Origin of the sequence: Burkholderia sola, from assembly GCF_905400185.1 — a bacterium.
Classification (GTDB): domain Bacteria; phylum Pseudomonadota; class Gammaproteobacteria; order Burkholderiales; family Burkholderiaceae; genus Burkholderia; species Burkholderia sola.
In genome coordinates, this window is the sequence record NZ_FR989676.1 from 843399 (window position 1) to 864604 (window position 21206).

Consider the following 21206-nt stretch of genomic DNA (forward strand, 5'->3'; position numbering starts at 1 on the left):
GTAAGCGATGGCAACACTGGATGAAGTGGCGCGCCGCGCCGGCGTGACGGCCGCGACGGTGTCGAACGTGCTGCGCGACCGCGGCCGGGTGGGCGACGCGACGCGCGCGCGGGTGCTCGAAGCGGTCGACGCGCTCGGCTATCGGCCGCATCTCGCCGCGCGGGCGCTGGCGGAAGGGCGCGCGCCGACGGTCGCGCTGATGGTATCGAGCATCGCGAACCCGTTCTATCCGGAGTTCGCGCTGGCGGTCGAGCGCGCGGTGCGCCGCAACGGGCAGTTCCTGATCGTCTGCAACACGAACGAAGATCCGTTGCAGGGGCGAGCGTATCTCGACCAGATCGCCGGCACGGTCTCCGAAGGAATTCTCGTGACCAACGCGAACCTGCATCTGCCGGATCTGCTCGACGTCGCGCGGCGCGGTGTGCCGGTCGTGCTGTGCCTGTGGGAGCGGCCCGAGGCGCCGCCCGACGGGCTGCCATGCGTGGCGATCGATTTCCGCGAGGCGGGGCGGATCGCGACGCGGCATCTGCTCGAACTCGGCCATCGCGAGATCGGCGTGATCGTCGGCGGGTCGGCAAACGGCGTGCAGGCCGCGCGCTACGACGGCTGCGTCGACGTGATGCGCGAAGCCGGGCTGGACGCGTCGCGCGTCGGCGCCGGGCACGATTCGATCGAGGGCGGCGTGCGCGCGGCCGGGCAGTTGCTCGATGCGCATCCCGAGCTGACCGCGCTCGTCGCGACCAACGACCTGCCGGCGATCGGCGCGATGCACGCGGCGGCCGATCGCGGCCGGCGCGTGCCCGACGATCTGTCGATCGTCGGCATCACCGACATCCATCTCGCCCGCGACACGCGGCCCACGCTGACGACCGTCGCGATCCCGACCGCCGAGGCGGCCGGTATCGCGGTCGAATTGCTCAATACGCTGCGCGAGGCGGGCGGGCGGGGTGACGACGCATCGCGCGTGCGGGTCGCGTCACCGCCGACGCTGGCGGTGCGCGGTACGACGGGGCCGGTGCACGGCCGCGCACCGCACCGTGCCGGGCGGTCGCGCCGCACGTAAGGCCGCGAACCGGCCAGGTGGCGGCGCGAGGTTCGTTGGTAGAATTCGCATCCGTGGACAGCCGCCGGCAGCGACCCAGCCAGCCGGCGGCTACGCCAGACCGCCGACCCGCGCCCGCTTCGGCGCTCGATCCAATACGTGAATGAAGAAAACCGTCAAGACAGGTACGGCATCGGCTTCCGGCACGGCGCGCGCACGCCGGCCCACGCAGGCGGAGCGCAGCCAGGCGACGCGTGAGCGCGTCATTGCCGCCGCGATATCGCTGCTGCACAGGGAAGGCTATTCTGGCGCGACGACGCTCGCGATCCGGCGCGAGGCCGACGTCAGCATGGGCGCCATGCAGCACCAGTTTCCGACCAAGGCGGAATTGATGGCCGCGGTGCAGGAACGGCTCACCGGCGATCGCTTCGCGCAGTTCGAACGCGCGGCGCGCAGCGCCACGACGCCGCTCGAGCGGATCGACCGGATGCTCGATGTCGCGGGCGTGCTCATCGGCACGCCGCTATTCGCCGCCAGCATGGAGATCCAGTTGGCGCGGCGCGCCGACAAGGAGCTCGACGAGGCGGTGACGCGTATCCTCAGGCCGTTCGGCGAGGGGTTTCGCGCATTGATGGACGATGCCGTCGCGGGTTTCGATCGTGCGATTGCGCTCAAGATCACGCAATTGCAGTTACTGGCCGGATCGATGATCCGCGGGTTGACCATCGATGTCGTGACGGGCAGTGACCCTGCCGTGGCGCGGGCCGCATTCGCGCTCTGGCGTGAAATCGCGCTGCGGCACATCACGGACATGGCGCAATCTACTGCGCCGGCGCCCACGAAAACCGGCAAGCGCCGCGCTTCACGCTGATATCCCGCTGACGATGTGGGCCGCGCGCATCGTCGCGCCGGCCTCAACCACCTTCGACGAGCCGCAGCACGGTGCGTCGCGCCGAATCGAGATGCGCGACGGTCATCGCGCGTGCCGCCCGCGCATTGCGTTCGCGACATGCCTGCAGAATCTCTTCGTGATCGACCTGGAACGACGGCGTATCCGCGAGCAGCGTGGCCTGCAGGCGCTCGTAACGTTCGACCTGGCTGCGCAGCTCCGCGATCGACTTCAACTGCCGCGCGTTGCCGCAGCACGCATACAGCAACGCGTGGAATTCGCGGTTCAGCTCGCCTTGCCGGCGCGGCGCCGTCGCATCGCCGAGCAGCCGATGCACGAGTTCGGCGCGCGCGAGCGTCTCGTCGTCGAGCCGCTTCACGCTGCGGTAGATCGCATCGCCTTCGAGCAGCACGCGCAAATCGTAGATTTCCTGCACGTCGGACGCGCTCAGCGTCCGTACGACCGCGCCGCGATTCCTGAAGATATCGAGCAAGCCTTCGCGTTCGAGCCGCTGGATCGCTTCGCGCATCGGAATTCGGCTGATGCCGAACCGTTCGGCCAGGTCGCGCTCGACGAGCCGCTCGCCGGCCGCCAGCTCGCCGTTGATGATCATGTCGCGCAGCGACGCGGCGACCGCGTCAGCGGTGGAGTCGAGTTTGGCTTCCATGCCTGCGTGTTCCGTTATTTTGGAATAATGGTATACCAAACGACGATCCGGTGCCAGAATGGCGATCACCGGCGGGCTTCACGTAACGGCGTCCGGCCCGTTCGGACCGGTCAAGACAACCGACATCAATGGAGAGCGAGATGGCATCGGGTGAACATCACTATCGCGTCGCAGTGGAGTGGACGGGCAATCGCGGCACCGGCACGTCGGGGTATCGCGAGTACGGCCGCGATCACGTGATCCGCGCCGGTTCGAAGCCGGATATCCCCGGTTCGTCGGACCCGGCGTTCCGCGGCGACGCGGCGCGCTGGAACCCCGAAGACCTGCTGCTCGCGTCGGCGTCGGCATGCCACAAGCTCTGGTATCTGCATCTGTGCGCGGAGGCCGGCATCCGCGTACTGGCCTACGTCGACCACGCGGAAGGCATGATGGTCGACGGCGCCGGAGCGGGCCGCTTCACCGAGATCGTGCTGCGGCCGCAGGTGACGATCCGGGCCGGCGACGATCGCGAACGGGCCGCGCATCTGCATCACGATGCGCATGCGCAGTGCTACATCGCGAATTCGGTCAACTTCCCGATTCGCTGCGAACCGGTGGTCGAGTTTGCCGCGGAGTAGGCAACCGCAGCTGCACAGTCACGGCGCGACGCCGTAAACCTCCCGCGCCGCGGCCCGAATCGCATCGACCATCACCGCGACGGCCGGCGAATGCAGCCGGTCGGTGCGCGTGATGAGCCCGAAATCGTCCATCCGGCAATCCATCTCCAGCGGCAGCACCGTGACGATGCCGTGCCGCGCGTAGTAGTGCGCGACGTCCTCGGCGAGCACCGCGATCATGTCGCTCTGCTCGATCAATTGCGTGATGAACAGCAGCGCGGCCGTCTCGACGACGTTCGCCGGCGGCGCGAGGCTCGCGCGCTGGAACACGAGCTCGAAGCGGTGACGCAGCACGCTGCCGGCCGGCGGCACGACCCACGCGGCGCGCTGCACGTCTGCGAGCGACAGCGGCGCCTGCGCGAGCAGCGGGTGGCCGGGCCGCACGACGGCGGCCACCGACTCGCCGGTCAGCGGTTCGTAGCGCAGGCGCAGCTTGTCGTGTTCGGCGGACAGCCGGCCGAGCACGATGTCGATCTTTTCCTGAGCGAGGTGTTCGAGCAGCACGTTGCTGGTGTCGATCTCGACCGACACGTGCAGGCCCGCATGCGTGCCCTTCACCGCGGCGACGGCCGGCGGCACGAGCCGCAGGCCCGGCGACGTGATCGCCCCCACGGCGACGTGGCCGAGATGCCCGGCCTTTAGCGCGGCCAGCTCCTCGCGCGCCTGGTCGAGGCTGCCGAGCGCCGCGCGCGCGTGGCGGATCAGCGCGTCGCCGTACAGCGTCGGCCGCATCCCGCGCGGCAGGCGCTCGAACAGCACCGCGCCGATCGATTCCTCGAGTTCGCGCAGCAGCTTCGACGCGGCCGGCTGCGTCATGTTCAGCGCGGCCGCCGCGCGGTGAATGCTGCCTTCGTCGGCGAGCGCGACGAGCAGCAGCAACTGGCGCGTCTTCAGGCGGGCGCGGTTTCCCCACGGGCTGGCTTCGGTCATCGTACGGGTTTATATCGATATCTGAATCGATATCGTAATCGCCTAAATCGTCATTAGCCAGTTATCAAAATTCTGCCTAGACTGCGCCGGTATCCCGTCACCACAGGACTGACGATGTCGGCAACAAAACCCAGGCTGCGCTCCGCTCAATGGTTCGGCACGAACGACAAGAACGGCTTCATGTACCGAAGCTGGATGAAGAACCAGGGCATTCCCGATCACGAATTCGACGGCCGGCCGATCATCGGCATCTGCAACACGTGGTCCGAACTGACGCCGTGCAACGCGCACTTTCGCAAGCTCGCCGAGCACGTGAAGCGCGGAATCTCGGAAGCGGGCGGCTTCCCGGTCGAGTTCCCGGTGTTCTCGAACGGTGAATCGAACCTGCGCCCGTCCGCGATGCTCACGCGCAATCTTGCGTCGATGGACGTCGAGGAAGCGATCCGCGGCAACCCGATCGACGCGGTCGTGCTGCTCGCCGGCTGCGACAAGACGACGCCCGCGCTGCTGATGGGCGCGGCAAGCTGCGACGTGCCGGCGATCGTCGTGTCGGGCGGCCCGATGCTGAACGGCAAGCTCGAGGGCAAGAACATCGGTTCGGGCACGGCCGTGTGGCAGCTGCACGAAGCGCTGAAGGCCGGCGAGATCGACGTGCATCACTTCCTGTCGGCCGAAGCCGGGATGTCGCGCTCGGCCGGCACCTGCAACACGATGGGCACCGCGTCGACGATGGCGTGCATGGCCGAGGCGCTCGGCGTCGCGCTGCCGCACAACGCGGCGATTCCGGCCGTCGATTCGCGCCGCTACGTGCTCGCGCACATGTCGGGTATCCGGATCGTCGAGATGGCGCTCGAAGGGCTCGTGCTGTCGAAGATCCTGACGCGCGCGGCGTTCGAGAACGCGATCCGCGCGAACGCGGCGATCGGCGGTTCGACCAATGCGGTGATTCACCTGAAGGCGATTGCCGGCCGCATCGGCGTGCCGCTCGAACTGGAAGACTGGATGCGCATCGGCCGCGACACGCCGACGATCGTCGACCTGATGCCGTCGGGGCGCTTCCTGATGGAAGAGTTCTATTACGCGGGCGGCCTGCCGGCCGTGCTGCGCCGGCTCGGCGAAGGCGGGCTGCTGCCGCACCCGGATGCGCTGACCGTGAACGGCAAGTCGCTGTGGGACAACGTGCGCGAAGCGCCGAACTACGACGATGAAGTGATCCGTCCGCTTGACCGCCCGCTGATCGCGGACGGCGGGATCTGCATCCTGCGCGGCAATCTCGCGCCGCGCGGCGCGGTGCTGAAACCGTCGGCGGCGAGCCCCGAACTGCTGAAGCATCGCGGCCGCGCGGTGGTGTTCGAGAACCTCGACCACTACAAGGCGACGATCAACGACGAAGCGCTCGACATCGACGCGAGCTCGGTGATGGTGCTGAAGAATTGCGGGCCGCGCGGTTATCCGGGCATGGCCGAGGTCGGCAACATGGGGCTGCCGCCGAAGCTGCTGCGCCAGGGCGTGAAGGACATGGTGCGGATTTCCGATGCGCGGATGAGCGGCACCGCGTACGGCACGGTCGTGCTGCACGTCGCGCCGGAAGCCGCGGCCGGTGGGCCGCTTGCTGCCGTGCGCAACGGCGACTGGATCGAACTCGACTGCGAGGCCGGCACGCTGCATCTGGACATTACGGACGAGGAGCTGCAGCGCCGCCTGTCGGACGTCGATCCGACCGCGGCGCCGGGCGTGGCCGGGCAGCTCGGCAAGGGCGGTTACGCACGGCTGTATATCGATCACGTGCTGCAGGCCGACGAGGGGTGCGACCTCGACTTCCTGGTCGGCATGCGCGGCGCGGACGTGCCGAGCCATTCGCATTGAGTGGCGGGCGGTGACCGCCGGTTGTGCAGAGATACGGCCCGCGTAAGCGCTGAAGCGCTAACGTGGGCCGACCGCGAAGCGTGGGGCCGCCGTAAAAGCGCTAACGGCGGCCGACAGGAGACAAGATGACGACGCAGTACACGCCCGCGCAGGCCGCGGCGGACCAGTCCGACTCTCCGGCAGCCGTCGACGAACGGCAACTGACCCGCCTGCTCACGCGCAAGCTGGTGCCGTTCCTCGCGCTGATCTACGTGGTCGCGTACGTCGACCGTACCGTCGTCGGCTTCGCGAAGCTCCACATGAACGCGGCGATCGGCCTCGGCGACGCCGCGTACGGGCTCGGCGCCGGACTGTTCTTCATCGGCTACTTCCTGTGCGAGGTGCCGAGCAACCTCGCGCTCGGCCGCTTCGGCGCACGCGTGTGGTTCGCGCGCATCCTCGCGACGTGGGGCGTGATCACGATGGCGATGGCGCTCGTGCAGGGGCCGACCAGCTTCTACATGCTGCGCTTCCTGCTCGGCGCGGCCGAAGCCGGCCTCTATCCCGGCATCCTGTACTTCCTCACGCAATGGTTCCCGATGCGGGATCGCGCCCGCGTGATCGGCCTGCTCGTGCTCGCGCAGCCGCTCGCCGGTATCGTCACCGGGCCGCTCGCCGGATGGCTGCTGTCGACGCACGGGTGGTTCGGCCTGTCGGACTGGCAGACACTGTTCGTCGTCAGCGGCTTGCCGGCCGTGCTGCTCGCATGGCCGACGCTGCGGCTGTTGCCCGAATCGCCCGCGCATGCGCGCTGGCTGAACGACGACGAACGCCGCTGGATCGCGCGGCAGCTCGCCGCCGACCGCGACACGTATCGCCCCGATTCGCACGGCAATCCGCTCGCCGCGTTGCGCGACCGCCGCGTGCTGCTGCTCGCCGCGCTGTTCCTGCCGTTCCCGCTGTGCATCTACGGGCTGTCGCTGTGGCTGCCGACGATCATCCACGCGTTCGGCGCCGGCGATGCGACGACCGGCCTGCTGTCCGCCGTGCCCTACCTGTTCGCGGTGGTCGGCCTGCTCGTCGTGCCGCGCCATTCGGATCGCAAGCGCGAGCGCTACTGGCACATCGTCGTCGTGTCGGCGGCCGCCGCCGTGACGATGGCCGCGAGCGCGTGGGTGCGGCAGCCGGCGCTGCAATTCATGTTCATCTGCCTGACCGCGTTCTCGCTCTATTCGATCCAGGCCGTCGTGTGGGCGCTGCCCGGCGAATTCCTGGCCGGCACGAGCGCCGCGGTCGGCATCGCCGCGATCAATTCGCTCGCGAATCTCGGCGGCTACGTCGGGCCGTACGGGATCGGGCTGATCAAGGCATCGACCGGCAGCCTCGCGGCCGGCCTGTACTTTCTCGCGGCGACGCTGCTGTTCGCGGTGCTGATGACGTTCGTGGTCCGGGCCGCACTGCGCGCGCCCGAGCCGGCCGCGGGCGCATTCGCCCGCGAATCCTGAACGCCTTGTTTTCCGGCTGAACGCCGATTCGACTGACGCAGGACCCACCATGACATCGAGCAGCACACCGCGCTATCGCGGCATCTTCCCCGTCGTTCCGACGACGTTTTCCGACACCGGCGAGCTCGACCTCGCGAGCCAGAAGCGCGCGGTCGACTTCATGATCGACGCCGGATCGGACGGGCTGTGCATCCTCGCGAACTTCTCCGAGCAGTTCGCGATCACCGACGACGAACGCGACGTGCTCACGTGCACGATCCTCGAACACGTCGCCGGCCGCGTGCCGGTGATCGTCACGACGTCGCACTACAGCACGCAGGTTTGCGCGGCGCGCAGCCTGCGCGCGCAGCAGCTCGGCGCGGCGATGGTGATGGCGATGCCGCCGTATCACGGCGCGACGTTTCGCGTGCCGGAAGCGCAGATCTTCGATTTCTTCGCGCGCGTGTCCGATGCGATCGACATCCCGATCATGATCCAGGACGCACCGGCGAGCGGCACGCCGCTGTCCGCGCCGTTCCTCGCGCGGATGGCCCGCGAGATCGAGCAGGTCGCGTACTTCAAGATCGAGACGCCGGGTGCGGCGAACAAGCTGCGCGAGCTGATCCGGCTCGGCGGCGACGCGATCGAGGGGCCGTGGGACGGCGAGGAGGCGATCACGCTGCTCGCCGACCTCCATGCGGGCGCGACCGGCGCGATGACGGGCGGCGGCTTCCCGGACGGTATCCGGCCGATCCTCGAAGCATGGCGCGACGGGCGCCACGACGATGCGTTCGCGCATTACCAGACGTGGCTGCCGCTGATCAATCACGAGAACCGCCAATCCGGGATCCTCACCGCGAAGGCGCTGATGCGCGAAGGCGGCGTGATCGCGTGCGAGCGGCCGCGGCATCCGATGCCGGAACTGCACCCGGACACGCGCGCGGAATTGCTCGCGATCGCGCGCCGGCTCGATCCGCTCGTGCTGCGCTGGGCGCGCTGAGCGATTCGCGAAGGAGAGACGCACGATGAGCCATCCAATTTCGCTGGGTGTCGTCGGGATCGGCAAGATCGCCCGCGACCAGCATTTGCCGGCGATCGCCGCCGAACCGGGCTTCGCGCTGACTGCCTGCGCGAGCCGTCACGCAGAAGTCAACGGCGTGCGCAATTATCCGGATCTGAACGCGCTGCTGGCCGCCGAGCCCGAGCTCGACGCGGTGTCGCTGTGCGCGCCGCCGCAGGTGCGCTACGCGCAGGCGCGCGCGGCGCTCGAAGCCGGCAAGCACGTGATGCTCGAGAAGCCGCCGGGCGCGACGCTCGGCGAAGTGGCGGCGCTGGACGCGCTGGCCCGCGAGCGTGGCCTCACGCTGTTTGCGACCTGGCATTCGCGCTGCGCGAGCGCGGTCGAGCCGGCGCGTGCATGGCTCGCGCAACGCACGATCCGCGCGGTGCAGGTGCGCTGGAAGGAAGACGTGCGGCGCTGGCATCCGGGGCAGCAGTGGATCTGGGAGCCGGGCGGCCTCGGCGTGTTCGATCCGGGCATCAACGCGCTGTCGATCGTCACGCGGATCCTGCCGCGCGAGCTGGTGCTGCGCGAGGCGACGCTGATCGTACCGAGCGACGCGCAGATGCCGATCGCGGCCGAACTCGATTGCGCGGATACCGACGGCGTACCGGTGCGCGCGGAATTCGACTGGCGGCATGGCCCGGTCGAGCAATGGGAGATCGCGGTCGACACGGCCGACGGCGTGCTCGCGATCAGCCGCGGCGGCGCGCAATTGTCGATCGCGGGCGAGCCGGTCGAGATCGGGCCGGAGCGCGAATACCCGGCGCTGTATGCGCATTTCCACGCGTTGATCGCGCGTGGAGAAAGCGACGTCGACGTGCGGCCGCTGCGGCTCGTCGCCGATGCCTTCCTGTTCGGCCGGCGCGTGCAGACCGACGCGTTCGGCCGCTGAACCTGCGTGCGCTTCGCCATGAAGCATGAAGCGCACGCGACGATTGATTGATATTTCGACACGCATCACGGCATCAGCCGATACCAAGGAGACACCATGAACCGCACGACTCACACGATCCGTCGACACACCCTGCGCGCGCTGCTGGCCGCGCTTTGCATCGCGCCGCTCGGGATGACGGGCGCCGCGCATGCCGATGCGCCGCTGAAGATCGGCTTCCTCGTGAAGATGCCGGAGCAGGCGTGGTTCATCAACGAGCAGAATGCGGCATCCGCGCTCGGCCAGAAGGAGAACTTCTCGGTCGTGAAGATCGGCACGCCCGACGGCGAGAAGGTGCTGGCCGCGATCGACAACCTCGGCTCGCAAGGCGCGCAGGGCTTCGTGATTTGCGCGCCGGACGTGCGCCTCGGGCCGGCGATCGCGTCGCGCGCGAAGCGCTACAACATGAAGTTCGTGACCGTCGACGACCAGCTCGTCGATTCGAGCGGCAAGCCGCTGCCGAACGTGCCGCACCTCGGGATGTCGGCGACCAAGATCGGCAACCAGGTCGGCCAGGCGATCGCCGACGAGATGAAGCGGCGCGGCTGGAAGCCGGAAGAAGTCGGCGCGCTGCGGATCACGAACTACGAGCTGCCGACCGCGAAGCTGCGCACCGACGGCGCGACGCAGGCGCTGCTCGCGAACGGCTTCCGCAAGGAGAACATCTTCGACGCGCCGCAGAAGACGACCGACGACGAAGGCGGCTTCAGCGCGGCGGCGCCCGTGCTCGCCCGCCATCCGAACGTGAAGAAATGGGTGGTCTACGCGCTGAACGAGGAAACCGTGCTCGGCGCGGTGCGCGCGACCGAACAGCTGCACATCCCGGCGGCCGACGTGATCGGCGTCGGCATCAACGGCGCGGGCGAGGCGTTCGCCGAGTTCCAGAAGAAGGAGCCGACCGGCTTCTACGGGACGATCGCGGTCAGCTCGACGAACCACGGCAAGGACAGCACGCAGAACCTCGTCGACTGGATCCGCAACGGCAAGACGCCGCCGGCCGACACGCAGACGAGCGGCAAGCTGATGACGCGCGCGAACTGGCAGGCCGTGCGCGCCGAACTCGGTATCTGAGCGGGGCGAGGCGAGAACGCGATGACGATGCAGACGATGACGGCCGTGTCCGGCCACGACGCCGAAGCGGGTACGCCGCCGGACGGCCCGCTGCTCGCGCTCGACGGCATCACCGTGACGTTTCCGGGCGTGCGTGCGCTCGACGCGGTGTCGCTGTCGGTGCGCGCGGGCGAAGTGCACGGGCTGATGGGCGAGAACGGCGCGGGGAAATCGACGCTGCTGAAGGTGCTGTCCGGCGTGAACCAGCCGCAGGCCGGCACGCTGACGCTGAACGGCACGGCGCAGCGCTTCGCGTCGACGCGCGCGGCACTCGAGGCCGGCATCGCGATCATCTACCAGGAGCTGCATCTGGTGCCCGAGCTGACGGTCGCGGAAAACCTGATGCTCGGGCAATTGCCGAGCCGGCTCGGCGTGGTCGACGAACGTGCGCTCGCCGCGCGCGCGCTCGATGCGCTGGAGCGGCTCGGCGAGCACATCGATCCGGGCATCCCGGTGAAGTATTTGTCGATCGGCCAGCGCCAGATGATCGAGATCGGCAAGGCGCTGATGCGCGATGCGCGCGTGATCGCGTTCGACGAACCGACGAGCTCGCTGTCCGCACGCGAAACCACGCAACTGTTCCGGATCATCCGTGCGCTGCGCGCGGAAGGCCGCGCGATCATCTACGTCACGCACCGGATGGAGGAAGTGTACGAACTGTGCGACCGCGTGACGGTGTTTCGCGACGGCCGCCGCATCGACACGTTCGATTCCGTCGCCGATCTCGACCGCGACCGGCTGATCGGCTGCATGGTCGGCCGCTCGATCGAGGACGTGTACGGCTACCGGCCGCGCCCGGCCGGCGACGTGCTGATTGAAGCGAAGGGGCTGGCGGGGCCGGGGCTGGCCGAGTCCGTGTCGTTCACCGCGCGGCGCGGCGAGATCGTCGGCTTCTTCGGGCTCGTCGGCGCGGGCCGCTCGGAGTTGATGAAGCTGCTGTACGGCGCGGTACGGCCGACCGCCGGCCACGTCGAGCTGAACGGCAAGCGGGTGGCGTTCGGCAGCCCGCGCGACGCGGTGCGTGCCGGCATCGCGCTGTGCCCGGAAGACCGCAAGCAGGAAGGCATCGTCGCGATCGCGTCGGTGGCCGACAACCTCAACATCAGCGCGCGCCGTCATTTCAGCCCGGCGCGCGTGCTGCTCGACGGGCGGCGCGAACGCGAGCTCGCGCAGAAATACATCGAGCGCCTCGCGATCAAGACCCGCGACGGCGAAACGCCGATCGGCGCGCTGTCGGGCGGCAACCAGCAGAAGGTCGTGCTCGCGCGCTGGCTGGCCGAGCGCATCGACGTGTTCCTGATGGACGAGCCGACGCGCGGCATCGACGTCGGCGCGCGCGCCGAAATCTACAACCTGTTCTACGAACTCGCGGAAGCGGGCCGCACGGTGATCCTCGTGTCGAGCGATCTGGCCGAGGTGATCGGCGTGTCGGACCGCATCGTCGTGATGAAGGAAGGACGGATCGCGGGCGAGGTCGCGAAGGCGCAGGCGACGCCCGATGCGCTGATCAAGCTCGCGCTGCCGCGCTAGCGGCCCGCAGTCAAACTGGAAAGCAAACGTTATGAGCCAGGCAATGCAACCCCAACGTACTTCCCCCTCCCCGGATACGCCCGCCGTGCCCGCGCGCGCGCGCGGCGGCGTGTGGCAGTTGATCAACCGCTCCGGCATCGTGATGGTGTTTCTGGTGCTGTTCGCGACGCTGTCGCTGACCGTGCCGGACTTCCTCACGCCGCGCAACATCCAGGGCCTGCTGCTATCGGTCACGCTGATCGGTTCGATCTCGGTGACGATGATGTTCGTGCTCGCGCTCGGCGAAGTCGACCTGTCGGTCGCGTCGATCGTCGCGTTCTCGGGTGTGGTCGCATCGACGCTGATTACCGCGACGCACAGCATCGTGCTCGGCGTCGCGGCCGGCGTGCTCGCCGGCGGCGCGGTGGGGCTCGTGAACGGCGTGCTGATTGCGCGCTACCGGATCAACTCGCTGATCGTCACGCTCGCGATGATGGAAGTCGTGCGCGGGCTCGCATTCATCACGTCGAACGGCGACGCGGTGATGATCTCGGAAGAGCGCTTCTTCGATCTCGGCGGCGGGTCGTTCCTCGGCATCTCGTTTCCGATCTGGAGCAACATCGTCGGCTTCGTCGTGTTCGGCTTTTTGCTGCGCAAGACGGTGTTCGGCAAGAACGTGCTGGCCGTCGGCGGCAACGGCGAGGCCGCGCTGCTCGCGGGGCTGCCGGTGATGCGCATCAAGATCGCCGTGTTCGTGCTGCAGGGGCTCGTGACCGGCTTCGCCGGCGTGATGCTCGCGTCGCGGATGAGCCTCGGCGACCCGAAGACGTCGGTCGGTCTCGAGCTCGGCGTGATTTCCGCGTGCGTGCTCGGCGGCGTGTCGCTGACGGGCGGCGTCGCGACGATCTCCGGCGTGCTGGTCGGCGTGCTGATCATGGGCTCCGTGCAGGACGCGATGAGCCTGCTGAACGTGCCGACCTTTTACCAATATCTGATACGCGGCGGAATTCTGTTGCTCGCGGTGCTGTTCGACCAGTATCGTCGCAACCAGCGGCGCGCGATGAAGATCTGATTTCGACCACGCGCGGCCGCCTGCAAATACGACGAATATCGGGAGACGGCATGCAACAGACTCATCCGGGCACGGCGGCGACGCTGCTGGCCGACAGCCGCAACACGCTCGGCGAAGGCGCGACGTGGTGCGACAGGACGCACGCGCTGTACTGGGTGGACATCGAAGGCGCGCAACTGTGGCGCTGCCGCGCGGACGGTTCGGACCTCGCGCAATGGGCGATGCCCGAGCGGCTCGCGTGCTTTGCGCTGACCGACGAGCCGGACGTGCTGCTCGTCGGGCTCGCTACGCATCTCGCTTTCTTCAATCTGCGCAGCGGTGCGTTCACGCGGATCGTCGACGTCGAGCCCGATTTGCCGACGCGGCTCAACGACGGGCGCTGCGACGGGGCCGGCGCGTTCGTGTTCGGGATGAAGGACGAAGGTGGCGATCCGCCGCGCGCGGTCGGCGGGTTTTATCGGCTCAATCCGGACCTCACGCTCGAGCGGCTTGCGCTGCCGCCGGCCGCGATCGCGAACAGCATCGGGTTCTCGCCGGATGGGTCGAAGATGTATTTCTGCGATTCGCTGGTGCGCGAGATTTTTGTGTGCGATTACCGCGCGGGCGGCGATGTCGCGAACGTGCGGTCATTTGCGCGGCTGACCGATGCCGACGGCGATCCGGACGGCTCGATCGTCGATCGCGACGGCGGGCTGTGGAATGCGCAGTGGGGTGGGCGGCGGGTAGTGCGCTACGGGCCCGATGGCGTCGAGACGGACCGCGTGGCGGTGCCGACCGCGCAGCCGAGCTGCGTTGCGATTGACGGTGACGGCCGGTTGTATGTGACGAGTGCGCGTGTTGACCTGAGCGACGATGCGCTGGCGAGCGACGCGCACGCGGGCGGTGTGTTCGTCGCGCAGACGCGGTATGTGGGGCTGCCGACTGCGCGGTTTGCCGGGACACGTACTGGATGAATGGCGGATGTGGACGGCAGGTGCTATCGGCTGGCAACCCGAAATGGCGCAGAACAACGAAAGCCTCCGGCTTGTGAAGGATCGGGGGCTTTTCTTTTACACGCAATCACCACAATTAAAATAAAGGTAGTCGGGCACGAATCCAATCCCACTTGGTAGGCGGAATCGCAAGCAACTGCATCACATCACTGCTCGAGCTATCGTAAAATATGATTCCACCGACACCATCTACCAGTTCTCGCTCGGTTGCTGAATTTACATAGTATGAAAAATAGCGTTGAGCGCGCAATTCTCCGGTTCCGTCAAAAAGCTGAAGCCTCACTTCATGCCCATTCCGAACATTCGCTCCACACAACTTTGCGTAATATTCCATGCCTCCAAATTCCTTCTTCCCCCCATTCAGTTCATTTTCAAAAAAATCACACCGACCATAATTTGGTCTGCTCATATGAATGGAAAAGCCAATCAGAAAAAACAGAAGAATGGCTAGCCCAGTGATTCGGAGGGCGCTAATCTGCATATTTCACCAAGTTTTATTTCGACAGGTTTCTTCAACTTTAGATAGACGGGTTTTGAATATATCATAAAGTCCCCGCCCCTATGATGCTTGGCGCGCCATCGACTATAGTCGGAGTTGTAGATCGGATAGAACACGTCGGGCTCTTTGAATTTCCCGAAAAGGCTCTTTCTCGTGTCCACGGGCTTGTTGATGCTTTTTACCCAGATATCCACATCAGTATCGCGCTTTGGCGAACTAGACGCCGACTCACTTATCACGGGCCCCGGCGCGATGATCACGCCACGCTTATTCCAATGCCCCAAATATTGAATTCCATTAAATGAGTAGTTGTCTTTGACGTAAAGGTACACATGCGTAATTTTTCCGATGGCGTCTACGCAATAAAAATTGCTCGTTTTCTCATATCTGAAATATTTTTCACCAGTGATCTCAAGATTGCCTATGGCTGCATATATATTAAAATTCGCCAAGGCTCCCGTGAGATCCGTCGGTGCGAGATTTTCGAGTGTGTCCCAATTGCTGATTGAAGCAAGCTGGAATTGCCAATCTATATGAAAATGACGAATGTCAGACAAAAATTGAGTCGTATTGATATTGAGGTTTGCCTGTCGATCTTCTGAAAACATCTTGTTAATTTTTGCAAGAATTTTTGTTTTTGCTTCGACTATGGCGGCGTCTCGATAAATATCCTCGGAAAGAAGCTTTTCATATTTCCTCCGAACACTTCCAAATTTCAATGTCCAGTCAAGAGTTACGCTATCGTTGTTTATTGGTTGAATTGACTTGGCATTGTCATTATAAATGTGCTCGGCACTCGCAAACCAAGTGCGTGCGAGTTTGGCTGACACTCTCCAGCCCAAGTTATCCATCGCAATAGCTACATCTTGTAAATCAAAGGGCGGGGGATTCTCGCAAACTTCGGCCTCGTCCTGCTTTGGTGGTTCTTTGGTCTTCGGCTGTTGCTTCGACTGCGGTGCTTCTGCTTGCTTTCGAGTTTTGGGCGGCTTCGCTACCGGCTTTGGTGGCAGTGGAGGCGGCGGCTTTTCGCCTGGAGCCAGTTTATCGATCGATACAGTTTTTTGAGTCTCGAGCGGGATGCATCCTTGTGCGCCATCGTACTTCTTCAATTCTGGCCCTAGCAACCCTTTTTGAGGTCTATAGTAAGGAATCTTTTTTACGTCAGCCATAAAATTCTCGTCTCATATTAACCTTTGTTGGTTGCGGTATCGCAGTCACTCCGCCTTGTGAAGATTGGAATGAAGCTGTTCTTTTACCCCATCACGAAGTGACGAACCATTTTCAAGATGAGAATCGATTGTTTTTGGTAATTTAATGGATGTGCGGACCGGTAATTTCGTACTTATACGAGGCAACTGAGAACATGGAGGGACGTTAAGCGTGATGTCGCGACTATGCGTCCGTCCCCCCACCTGCTGATAAGATGGCCCGCAATTCCACCCAGCCCGCGCCATGAGTTCCACCCCGACCAAGCCCGCCCGTTCGAAACCCGCCGCGAAGAACGTCGCCCGCACGCCGGCCGACAAGCCGAAGCCGCGCGTGCAACAACGCCTGACCTATGTGATCGGCGGCCTCGACCGGCTGCTGCGCCGCCACATGACCGACGCGCTCGCGCCGCTCGGCATCACGCTCGCGCAGTACACGGCGCTGTCGGTGCTCGAGGCGCGCGGCGCATCGTCGAACGCGCAGTTGGCCGAGCGCTCGTGGATCACACCGCAGTCGGCGAACGAGGTGATGAGCGTGATGGCCGCCCGCGGTTTCGTCACGCGCGAAGCCGACCCGTCGCACGGCCGCATCATCCTGCTGACGCTGACCGATGCGGGCGCGGCGATGCTGCGCGAATGCGAAGCCGTGCTGCGCCCGCTCGAAAAGCGCATGCTCGGCGACATCCCGGCCGACGACGCCGCGCACGTGCAGCGCGCGCTCGAACTGTTCTCGCGCAACCTGCGCGGCTGACCGCTTCCCCGGTTTTCACGACGCGGGCCTGCCAGGCCCGCGCTCGCTTCGTACGCGCCATCGGCGGCCTCCCGACCGCTCCCCGATTTCCCGTCGCTTTCCCCGCGTTCCGCTCCGGGTTTACACCGGCGCTCGTGCCGCTTGCAATATCAGGTAGCCTGATATTAAATGAAGTCGTCCGCAGCAGGGATGCTGCGCACCGAATCGCACTGGAAACGAACGACAGGAACAGACATGAGCAAGTACGACAACCGCTGGCAGACCGTTGAAGTGAAAGTGGAGGCCGGCATCGCGTGGGTGACGTTGAATCGCCCCGAGAAGCGCAACGCAATGAGCCCGACGCTGAACAGGGAGATGCTGGAAGTCCTCGACGCGGTCGAGTTCGACGACGAGGCGAAGGTGCTGGTGCTGACCGGCGCGGGCGCCGCGTGGACGGCCGGCATGGATCTGAAGGAATATTTCCGCGAGATCGACGGCGGTTCCGACGCGCTGCAGGAAAAAGTGCGCCGCGACGCGTCGGAATGGCAGTGGCGCCGTCTGCGGATGTACAACAAGCCGACGATCGCGATGGTGAACGGCTGGTGCTTCGGCGGCGGGTTCTCGCCGCTCGTCGCGTGCGACCTCGCGATCGCGGCCGATGAAGCGGTGTTCGGGCTGTCGGAGATCAACTGGGGCATCCCGCCGGGCAACCTCGTCAGCAAGGCGATGGCCGACACGGTCGGGCATCGCCGCGCGCTGCACTACATCATGACCGGCGACACGTTCACGGGCGCGGAAGCGGCCGAGATGGGTCTCGTGAACAGCAGCGTGCCGCTCGCCGGGCTGCGCGACGCGACGATCGCGCTCGCCGCGCGGCTGATGGACAAGAACCCGGTCGTGCTGCGCGCGGCGAAACACGGCTTCAAGCGTTCGCGCGAACTCACGTGGGAGCAGTGCGAGGATTACCTGTATGCGAAGCTCGACCAGGCGCAACTGCGCGACCCGGAGCGTGGTCGCGAGCAGGGGCTGAAGCAGTTCCTCGACGACAAGACGATCAAGCCGGGCCTGCAGGCATACAAGCGCTGAGACAAGCGCGGACGCAGCCGCCGGCTTCCCCGCCGGCGTAATCGCAAGAGACAGGCAAGGCAGGAGACGACATGACCGACAGACGGATGCTGATCGGCGGCGAGTGGTGCAACGCCCGCGACGGCCGCACCTTCGACCGCTTCAACCCCGCGACGGGCGCGCTCGCATCGCGCGCGCCGGCGGCCGGCGTGGCCGACGCCGACGCGGCGATCGACGCCGCGCATCGCGCGTTCCCCGCGTGGGCGGCACTCGCGCCGACCGAACGGCGCCGCCGGCTGCTGAAGGCGGCCGACCTGATGGACGCGCGCATCGACGAGATCATCGCGACCGGCGTCGCCGAAACCGGCGCGACGCCCGGCTGGCTCGGCTTCAACGCGACGCTCGCGGCGAACATGCTGCGCGAGGCCGCGTCGATGACGACGCAGATCGCCGGCGACGTGATCCCGTCCGACGTACCGGGCAACCTCGCGCTCGCGATGCGCGTGCCGTGCGGCGTGGTGCTCGGCATCGCGCCGTGGAACGCGCCGGTGATCCTCGGCACGCGGGCGCTGGCGATGCCGCTCGCCTGCGGCAACACGGTCGTGCTGAAGGCGTCCGAGGCGTGCCCCGGCGTGCATGCGCTGATCGGTGCGGTGCTGGACGAGGCAGGGCTCGGCGCGGGCGTGGTCAACGTGATCACGCACGCGGCGGCCGATGCGCCTGAGCTCGTCGAGCGGATGATCGCGCATCCGCAGGTGAAGCGGATCAACTTCACCGGGTCGACGCACGTCGGCCGCATCATTGCGCGCCACGCGGCCGCGCACCTGAAACCCGTGCTGCTCGAACTCGGCGGCAAGGCGCCGGTGCTCGTGCTCGACGATGCCGATCTCGATGCGGCCGTCGACGCGATCGCGTTCGGCGCATTCTTCAACCAGGGGCAGATCTGCATGTCGACCGAGCGCGTGATCGCCGCACGGCCGATCGCCGACGCGCTCGTCGAGCGGCTCGCCGCGAAGGCGCGCGCGCTGGTCGCCGGCGATCCGCTGGCCGGTCATGCGCTCGGCACGATGGTCGATGCGTCGGCTGCCGCGCGCGCGGCGTCGCTGGTCGAGGATGCGCGTGCGCTTGGCGCGCAATTGCCGCTCGGCTGCCGTGTGGAAGGCGCGACGATGCAGCCGGCGATCGTCGACGGCGTGACGCGCGACATGCGGCTCTATCGCGAGGAGTCCTTTGCACCGGTCGTCGCGATCCTGCGTGCGGACAGCGACGACGAAGCGGTGGCGCTCGCGAACGACAGCGAATTCGGGCTGTCGGCGAGCGTGTTCAGCCGCGATATTGCACGTGCGATGGCGGTCGCGCGCCGGATCGAATCGGGGATCTGCCACGTCAACGGGCCGACCGTGCACGACGAAGCGCAGATGCCGTTCGGCGGCACGAAGGCGAGCGGCTACGGCCGCTTCGGCAGCCGCGCGTCGATCGCCGAATTCACCGAGCTGCGCTGGATCACCGTGCAGACCGCGCCGCGCCACTACCCGATATGAGCGAGCCGACGATGAATGCAGAGAAGGCGCCGCTTCAGGTCGGCCAACACGCCGACGCCGTGCGCTATCGCGCGGCCGCCGTCGCGGTCGGCGCGGCCGAGATTCGCCGCGCCGACGACGGTACCTGGTACCTGCGCTCGCGCGAGCCGCTCGGCGATTACCCGACGCGCATCACCGACTGCCTCGTGCGCGGCGCGCACGCGCATCCCGACCGCGTGCTGGCCGCGCGGCGTGGCGCCGATGGCCGCTGGATCGAGATCACGTACGCGCAGATGCTCGAACGCGCGCGCGTGCTCGGCCAGGGCCTCGTCGATCTCGGGCTGTCGGCCGAGCGTCCGCTCGCGGTGCTGTCCGGCAACGATCTCGAGCATTTGCAGATGATGTTCGCGGCGATGCTGGCCGGCGTGCCGTATTCGCCGATCTCGCCCGCGTATTCGCTGGTGTCGACCGACTACGGCAAGTTGCGTCACACGCTCGGCGTGCTGCGGCCGGGCGCGGTGTTCGTCGCCGAACGTGCGCTGTTCGCGCGTGCGCTCGATGCGACGTTGCCGGCCGATGCAACGCTGATCGTGGCCCGCGACGCCGATGCGCAAACCGATGTCGCGAGCCGCACAGTGCCGCTGTCGCGCCTGCTCGCCACCGTTCCGCGCACGATCGACGCGATCCACGCGGCGGTCGGCCCCGACCATCTCGCGAAGATCCTGTTCACGTCCGGTTCGACGAAGCAGCCGAAGGCGGTGCCGACCACGCACCGGATGCTGTGCAGCAACCAGCAGATGCTGCGGCAGACGATGCCGGAACTCACGCGCGAGCCGCCGGTGCTGGTCGACTGGCTGCCGTGGAATCACACGTTCGGCGGCAGTCACAACCTCGGCATCGCGCTGTACAACGGCGGCACGCTGTATATCGACGACGGCCGCCCGATGCCCGGCCGCTTCGACGAAACCGTGCGCAACCTGCGCGAGATCGCGCCGACGATCTACTTCAACGTGCCGAAGGGCTGGGAAGAGCTGACCGCCGCGCTCGAACGCGATGCCGAGCTGCGCGACACGTTCTTCTCGCGCGTGAAGCTGTATTTCTTCGGCGGCGCGGGGCTGTCGCAGGCCGCATGGGACCGGCTCGACCGCGTGACCGAAGCGCATTGCGGCGAGCGCATCCGGATCATGGCCGGCCTCGGGATGACGGAGGCGTCGCCTTCGTGCCTGTTCACGACGGGACCGCTGATGCGCGCCGGCTATATCGGGCTGCCCGCGCCCGGCTGCGACGCGAAGCTCGTGCCGTGCGGCGGCAAGCACGAACTGCGCTTCAAGGGGCCGAACGTGATGCGCGGCTACTGGCATGCGGACGTCGATCCGCGCGACGTGTTCGACGAAGAAGGCTACTACCGCAGCGGCGACGCGGGCGTCTTTGCCGATCCGCAGCGACCGGAACTCGGGCTGCTGTTCGACGGGCGGCTCACCGAGGACTTCAAGCTGAGCAGCGGCACGTTCGTCAGCGTCGGGCCGTTGCGCGCGAATGCAGTGTCGACCGGCGCGCCGTACGTGCAGGACGTGGTCGTCACCGGGATCAATCGCGACGACATCGGCTTGCTGGTGTTCCCGCGCGTCGATGCCTGCCGTGCGCTGGCGGGGCTCCCGGCCGATGCGCCCGTGACCGACGTGCTGCGCGCGCCGGCCGTGCGCGCGGCGTTCGCGGCGTGGCTCGCCGCGCTGAACCGCAACGCGAGCGGCGGGTCGACGTTCGTCGCGCGGATCCGGCTGATCGACACGCCGCCGTCGCTCGATCTCGGCGAGGTGACCGACAAGGGTTCGCTGAACCAGGCGGCCGTGCAGAAGCATCGCGCGGCGACGATCGACGCGCTGTACGACCCGGCGCGACGCGATCCCGACGTGATTTACGCGTAAGCAGCACGCACGGGCAGTTGCAGCGGTAAGCAGCACGCACAACGACCGGCCGGCCACGACACCGGCAGGCAT

Annotated in this window: 19 protein-coding genes; 15 read left to right on the top strand and 4 right to left on the bottom strand. The window is 66.6% G+C overall.

The genetic code is table 11. The features are described 5' to 3' along the window. The first annotated feature begins 7 nt into the window (after nt 1-7). Together KR541_RS20330 and KR541_RS20335 are read left to right on the top strand one after the other, a co-directional pair. A complete protein-coding gene (locus KR541_RS20330; RefSeq protein ID WP_050013438.1) occupies nt 8-1063 on the top strand; it encodes a LacI family DNA-binding transcriptional regulator in 1056 nt (351 codons plus the stop codon). 142 nt (nt 1064-1205) lie between these two features. Then, nucleotides 1206-1913 (top strand): TetR/AcrR family transcriptional regulator, encoded by a 708-nt coding sequence (locus KR541_RS20335; RefSeq protein ID WP_050013437.1) that lies wholly within the window; start codon nt 1206-1208, stop codon nt 1911-1913. A gap of 43 nt (nt 1914-1956) precedes the next feature. Here the strand turns inward: KR541_RS20335 and KR541_RS20340 are convergent, their stop codons facing one another. Beyond that, complete coding sequence (locus tag KR541_RS20340; protein ID WP_050013436.1) at nt 1957-2598, bottom strand: GntR family transcriptional regulator; 642 nt, start codon at nt 2596-2598, stop codon at nt 1957-1959. A gap of 140 nt (nt 2599-2738) precedes the next feature. On the opposite strand from KR541_RS20340, the gene KR541_RS20345 reads away from it, so the two are divergent. Beyond that, complete coding sequence (locus KR541_RS20345) at nt 2739-3215, top strand: OsmC family protein (protein ID WP_050013435.1); 477 nt, start codon at nt 2739-2741, stop codon at nt 3213-3215. An 18-nt stretch (nt 3216-3233) separates the two neighbouring features. Here the strand turns inward: KR541_RS20345 and KR541_RS20350 are convergent, their stop codons facing one another. Continuing rightward, on the bottom strand, nt 3234-4184 hold the full coding sequence (locus KR541_RS20350; protein WP_050013434.1) for a LysR substrate-binding domain-containing protein: 951 nt from the start codon (nt 4182-4184) through the stop codon (nt 3234-3236). Nucleotides 4185-4298: 114 nt separating this feature from the next. Here KR541_RS20350 and KR541_RS20355 point away from each other — a divergent pair, with 114 nt between their 5' ends. The 8 genes from KR541_RS20355 to KR541_RS20390 all read left to right on the top strand — a co-directional run bounded on the left by KR541_RS20355 (nt 4299) and on the right by KR541_RS20390 (nt 14151). After that, nucleotides 4299-6050 (top strand): IlvD/Edd family dehydratase, encoded by a 1752-nt coding sequence (locus KR541_RS20355; protein ID WP_089489919.1) that lies wholly within the window; start codon nt 4299-4301, stop codon nt 6048-6050. A 125-nt stretch (nt 6051-6175) separates the two neighbouring features. Beyond that, entirely contained in the window at nt 6176-7534 is a 1359-nt protein-coding gene (locus KR541_RS20360) for an MFS transporter (RefSeq protein ID WP_204383951.1), read from the top strand. A 49-nt stretch (nt 7535-7583) separates the two neighbouring features. Continuing rightward, nucleotides 7584-8513, top strand: coding sequence for a dihydrodipicolinate synthase family protein (locus KR541_RS20365; protein ID WP_050013431.1), 930 nt, complete (start codon nt 7584-7586; stop codon nt 8511-8513). Nucleotides 8514-8538: 25 nt separating this feature from the next. After that, nucleotides 8539-9468: a Gfo/Idh/MocA family protein gene (locus tag KR541_RS20370; protein ID WP_050013430.1), complete on the top strand. Its 930-nt coding sequence runs from the start codon at nt 8539-8541 to the stop codon at nt 9466-9468. A 96-nt stretch (nt 9469-9564) separates the two neighbouring features. Then, nucleotides 9565-10578, top strand: a complete 1014-nt coding sequence (locus KR541_RS20375; RefSeq protein ID WP_050013429.1) for an arabinose ABC transporter substrate-binding protein — start codon at nt 9565-9567, stop codon at nt 10576-10578. A gap of 21 nt (nt 10579-10599) precedes the next feature. After that, nucleotides 10600-12147, top strand: a complete 1548-nt coding sequence (gene araG / locus KR541_RS20380; RefSeq protein ID WP_089489916.1) for an L-arabinose ABC transporter ATP-binding protein AraG — start codon at nt 10600-10602, stop codon at nt 12145-12147. Between the two features lie 31 nt (nt 12148-12178). Beyond that, the gene (gene araH, locus KR541_RS20385; protein WP_050013427.1) at nt 12179-13198 is read left to right on the top strand and encodes an L-arabinose ABC transporter permease AraH; all 1020 of its coding nucleotides are present in this window, start codon (nt 12179-12181) and stop codon (nt 13196-13198) included. Between the two features lie 50 nt (nt 13199-13248). Further along, on the top strand, nt 13249-14151 hold the full coding sequence (locus KR541_RS20390; protein WP_216089753.1) for an SMP-30/gluconolactonase/LRE family protein: 903 nt from the start codon (nt 13249-13251) through the stop codon (nt 14149-14151). A gap of 115 nt (nt 14152-14266) precedes the next feature. Here KR541_RS20390 and KR541_RS20395 read toward each other — a convergent pair whose 3' ends face one another. Both KR541_RS20395 and KR541_RS20400 read right to left on the bottom strand, forming a co-directional pair. Then, complete coding sequence (locus KR541_RS20395) at nt 14267-14524, bottom strand: hypothetical protein (protein ID WP_143328922.1); 258 nt, start codon at nt 14522-14524, stop codon at nt 14267-14269. Between the two features lie 113 nt (nt 14525-14637). Beyond that, nucleotides 14638-15858 carry a DUF6402 family protein gene (locus KR541_RS20400; RefSeq protein WP_179233185.1) on the bottom strand — a complete coding sequence of 407 codons (1221 nt, stop codon included), beginning with the start codon at nt 15856-15858 and terminating at the stop codon, nt 14638-14640. A 283-nt stretch (nt 15859-16141) separates the two neighbouring features. Here KR541_RS20400 and KR541_RS20405 point away from each other — a divergent pair, with 283 nt between their 5' ends. The 4 genes from KR541_RS20405 (at nt 16142) to KR541_RS20420 (ending at nt 21134) form a co-directional block, all read left to right on the top strand. Continuing rightward, nucleotides 16142-16645 carry a MarR family winged helix-turn-helix transcriptional regulator gene (locus tag KR541_RS20405; RefSeq protein ID WP_050013425.1) on the top strand — a complete coding sequence of 168 codons (504 nt, stop codon included), beginning with the start codon at nt 16142-16144 and terminating at the stop codon, nt 16643-16645. 234 nt (nt 16646-16879) lie between these two features. Next, nucleotides 16880-17710 (top strand): p-hydroxycinnamoyl CoA hydratase/lyase, encoded by an 831-nt coding sequence (locus tag KR541_RS20410; RefSeq protein WP_050013424.1) that lies wholly within the window; start codon nt 16880-16882, stop codon nt 17708-17710. Nucleotides 17711-17781: 71 nt separating this feature from the next. Then, the gene (locus KR541_RS20415) at nt 17782-19230 is read left to right on the top strand and encodes an aldehyde dehydrogenase (RefSeq protein WP_050013423.1); all 1449 of its coding nucleotides are present in this window, start codon (nt 17782-17784) and stop codon (nt 19228-19230) included. Beyond that, nucleotides 19227-21134 carry a feruloyl-CoA synthase gene (locus KR541_RS20420; RefSeq protein WP_425542627.1) on the top strand — a complete coding sequence of 636 codons (1908 nt, stop codon included), beginning with the start codon at nt 19227-19229 and terminating at the stop codon, nt 21132-21134. Before KR541_RS20415 ends, KR541_RS20420 begins: the two co-directional genes overlap by 4 nt. The last annotated feature ends 72 nt before the right edge of the window (nt 21135-21206 follow it).

Excerpts from the sequence above, each read along its gene's own strand:
- KR541_RS20330 (WP_050013438.1), top strand. The coding sequence starts at position 8 with ATGGCAACACTGGATGAAGTGGCGCGCCGCGCCGGCGTGACGGCCGCG.
- KR541_RS20335 (WP_050013437.1), top strand. The coding sequence starts at position 1,206 with ATGAAGAAAACCGTCAAGACAGGTACGGCATCGGCTTCCGGCACGGCG.
- KR541_RS20340 (WP_050013436.1), bottom strand. The coding sequence starts at position 2,598 with ATGGAAGCCAAACTCGACTCCACCGCTGACGCGGTCGCCGCGTCGCTG.
- KR541_RS20345 (WP_050013435.1), top strand. The coding sequence starts at position 2,739 with ATGGCATCGGGTGAACATCACTATCGCGTCGCAGTGGAGTGGACGGGC.
- KR541_RS20350 (WP_050013434.1), bottom strand. The coding sequence starts at position 4,184 with ATGACCGAAGCCAGCCCGTGGGGAAACCGCGCCCGCCTGAAGACGCGC.
- KR541_RS20355 (WP_089489919.1), top strand. The coding sequence starts at position 4,299 with ATGTCGGCAACAAAACCCAGGCTGCGCTCCGCTCAATGGTTCGGCACG.
- KR541_RS20360 (WP_204383951.1), top strand. The coding sequence starts at position 6,176 with ATGACGACGCAGTACACGCCCGCGCAGGCCGCGGCGGACCAGTCCGAC.
- KR541_RS20365 (WP_050013431.1), top strand. The coding sequence starts at position 7,584 with ATGACATCGAGCAGCACACCGCGCTATCGCGGCATCTTCCCCGTCGTT.
- KR541_RS20370 (WP_050013430.1), top strand. The coding sequence starts at position 8,539 with ATGAGCCATCCAATTTCGCTGGGTGTCGTCGGGATCGGCAAGATCGCC.
- KR541_RS20375 (WP_050013429.1), top strand. The coding sequence starts at position 9,565 with ATGAACCGCACGACTCACACGATCCGTCGACACACCCTGCGCGCGCTG.
- araG (WP_089489916.1), top strand. The coding sequence starts at position 10,600 with ATGACGATGCAGACGATGACGGCCGTGTCCGGCCACGACGCCGAAGCG.
- araH (WP_050013427.1), top strand. The coding sequence starts at position 12,179 with ATGAGCCAGGCAATGCAACCCCAACGTACTTCCCCCTCCCCGGATACG.
- KR541_RS20390 (WP_216089753.1), top strand. The coding sequence starts at position 13,249 with ATGCAACAGACTCATCCGGGCACGGCGGCGACGCTGCTGGCCGACAGC.
- KR541_RS20395 (WP_143328922.1), bottom strand. The coding sequence starts at position 14,524 with ATGGAATATTACGCAAAGTTGTGTGGAGCGAATGTTCGGAATGGGCAT.
- KR541_RS20400 (WP_179233185.1), bottom strand. The coding sequence starts at position 15,858 with ATGGCTGACGTAAAAAAGATTCCTTACTATAGACCTCAAAAAGGGTTG.
- KR541_RS20405 (WP_050013425.1), top strand. The coding sequence starts at position 16,142 with ATGAGTTCCACCCCGACCAAGCCCGCCCGTTCGAAACCCGCCGCGAAG.
- KR541_RS20410 (WP_050013424.1), top strand. The coding sequence starts at position 16,880 with ATGAGCAAGTACGACAACCGCTGGCAGACCGTTGAAGTGAAAGTGGAG.
- KR541_RS20415 (WP_050013423.1), top strand. The coding sequence starts at position 17,782 with ATGACCGACAGACGGATGCTGATCGGCGGCGAGTGGTGCAACGCCCGC.
- KR541_RS20420 (WP_425542627.1), top strand. The coding sequence starts at position 19,227 with ATGAGCGAGCCGACGATGAATGCAGAGAAGGCGCCGCTTCAGGTCGGC.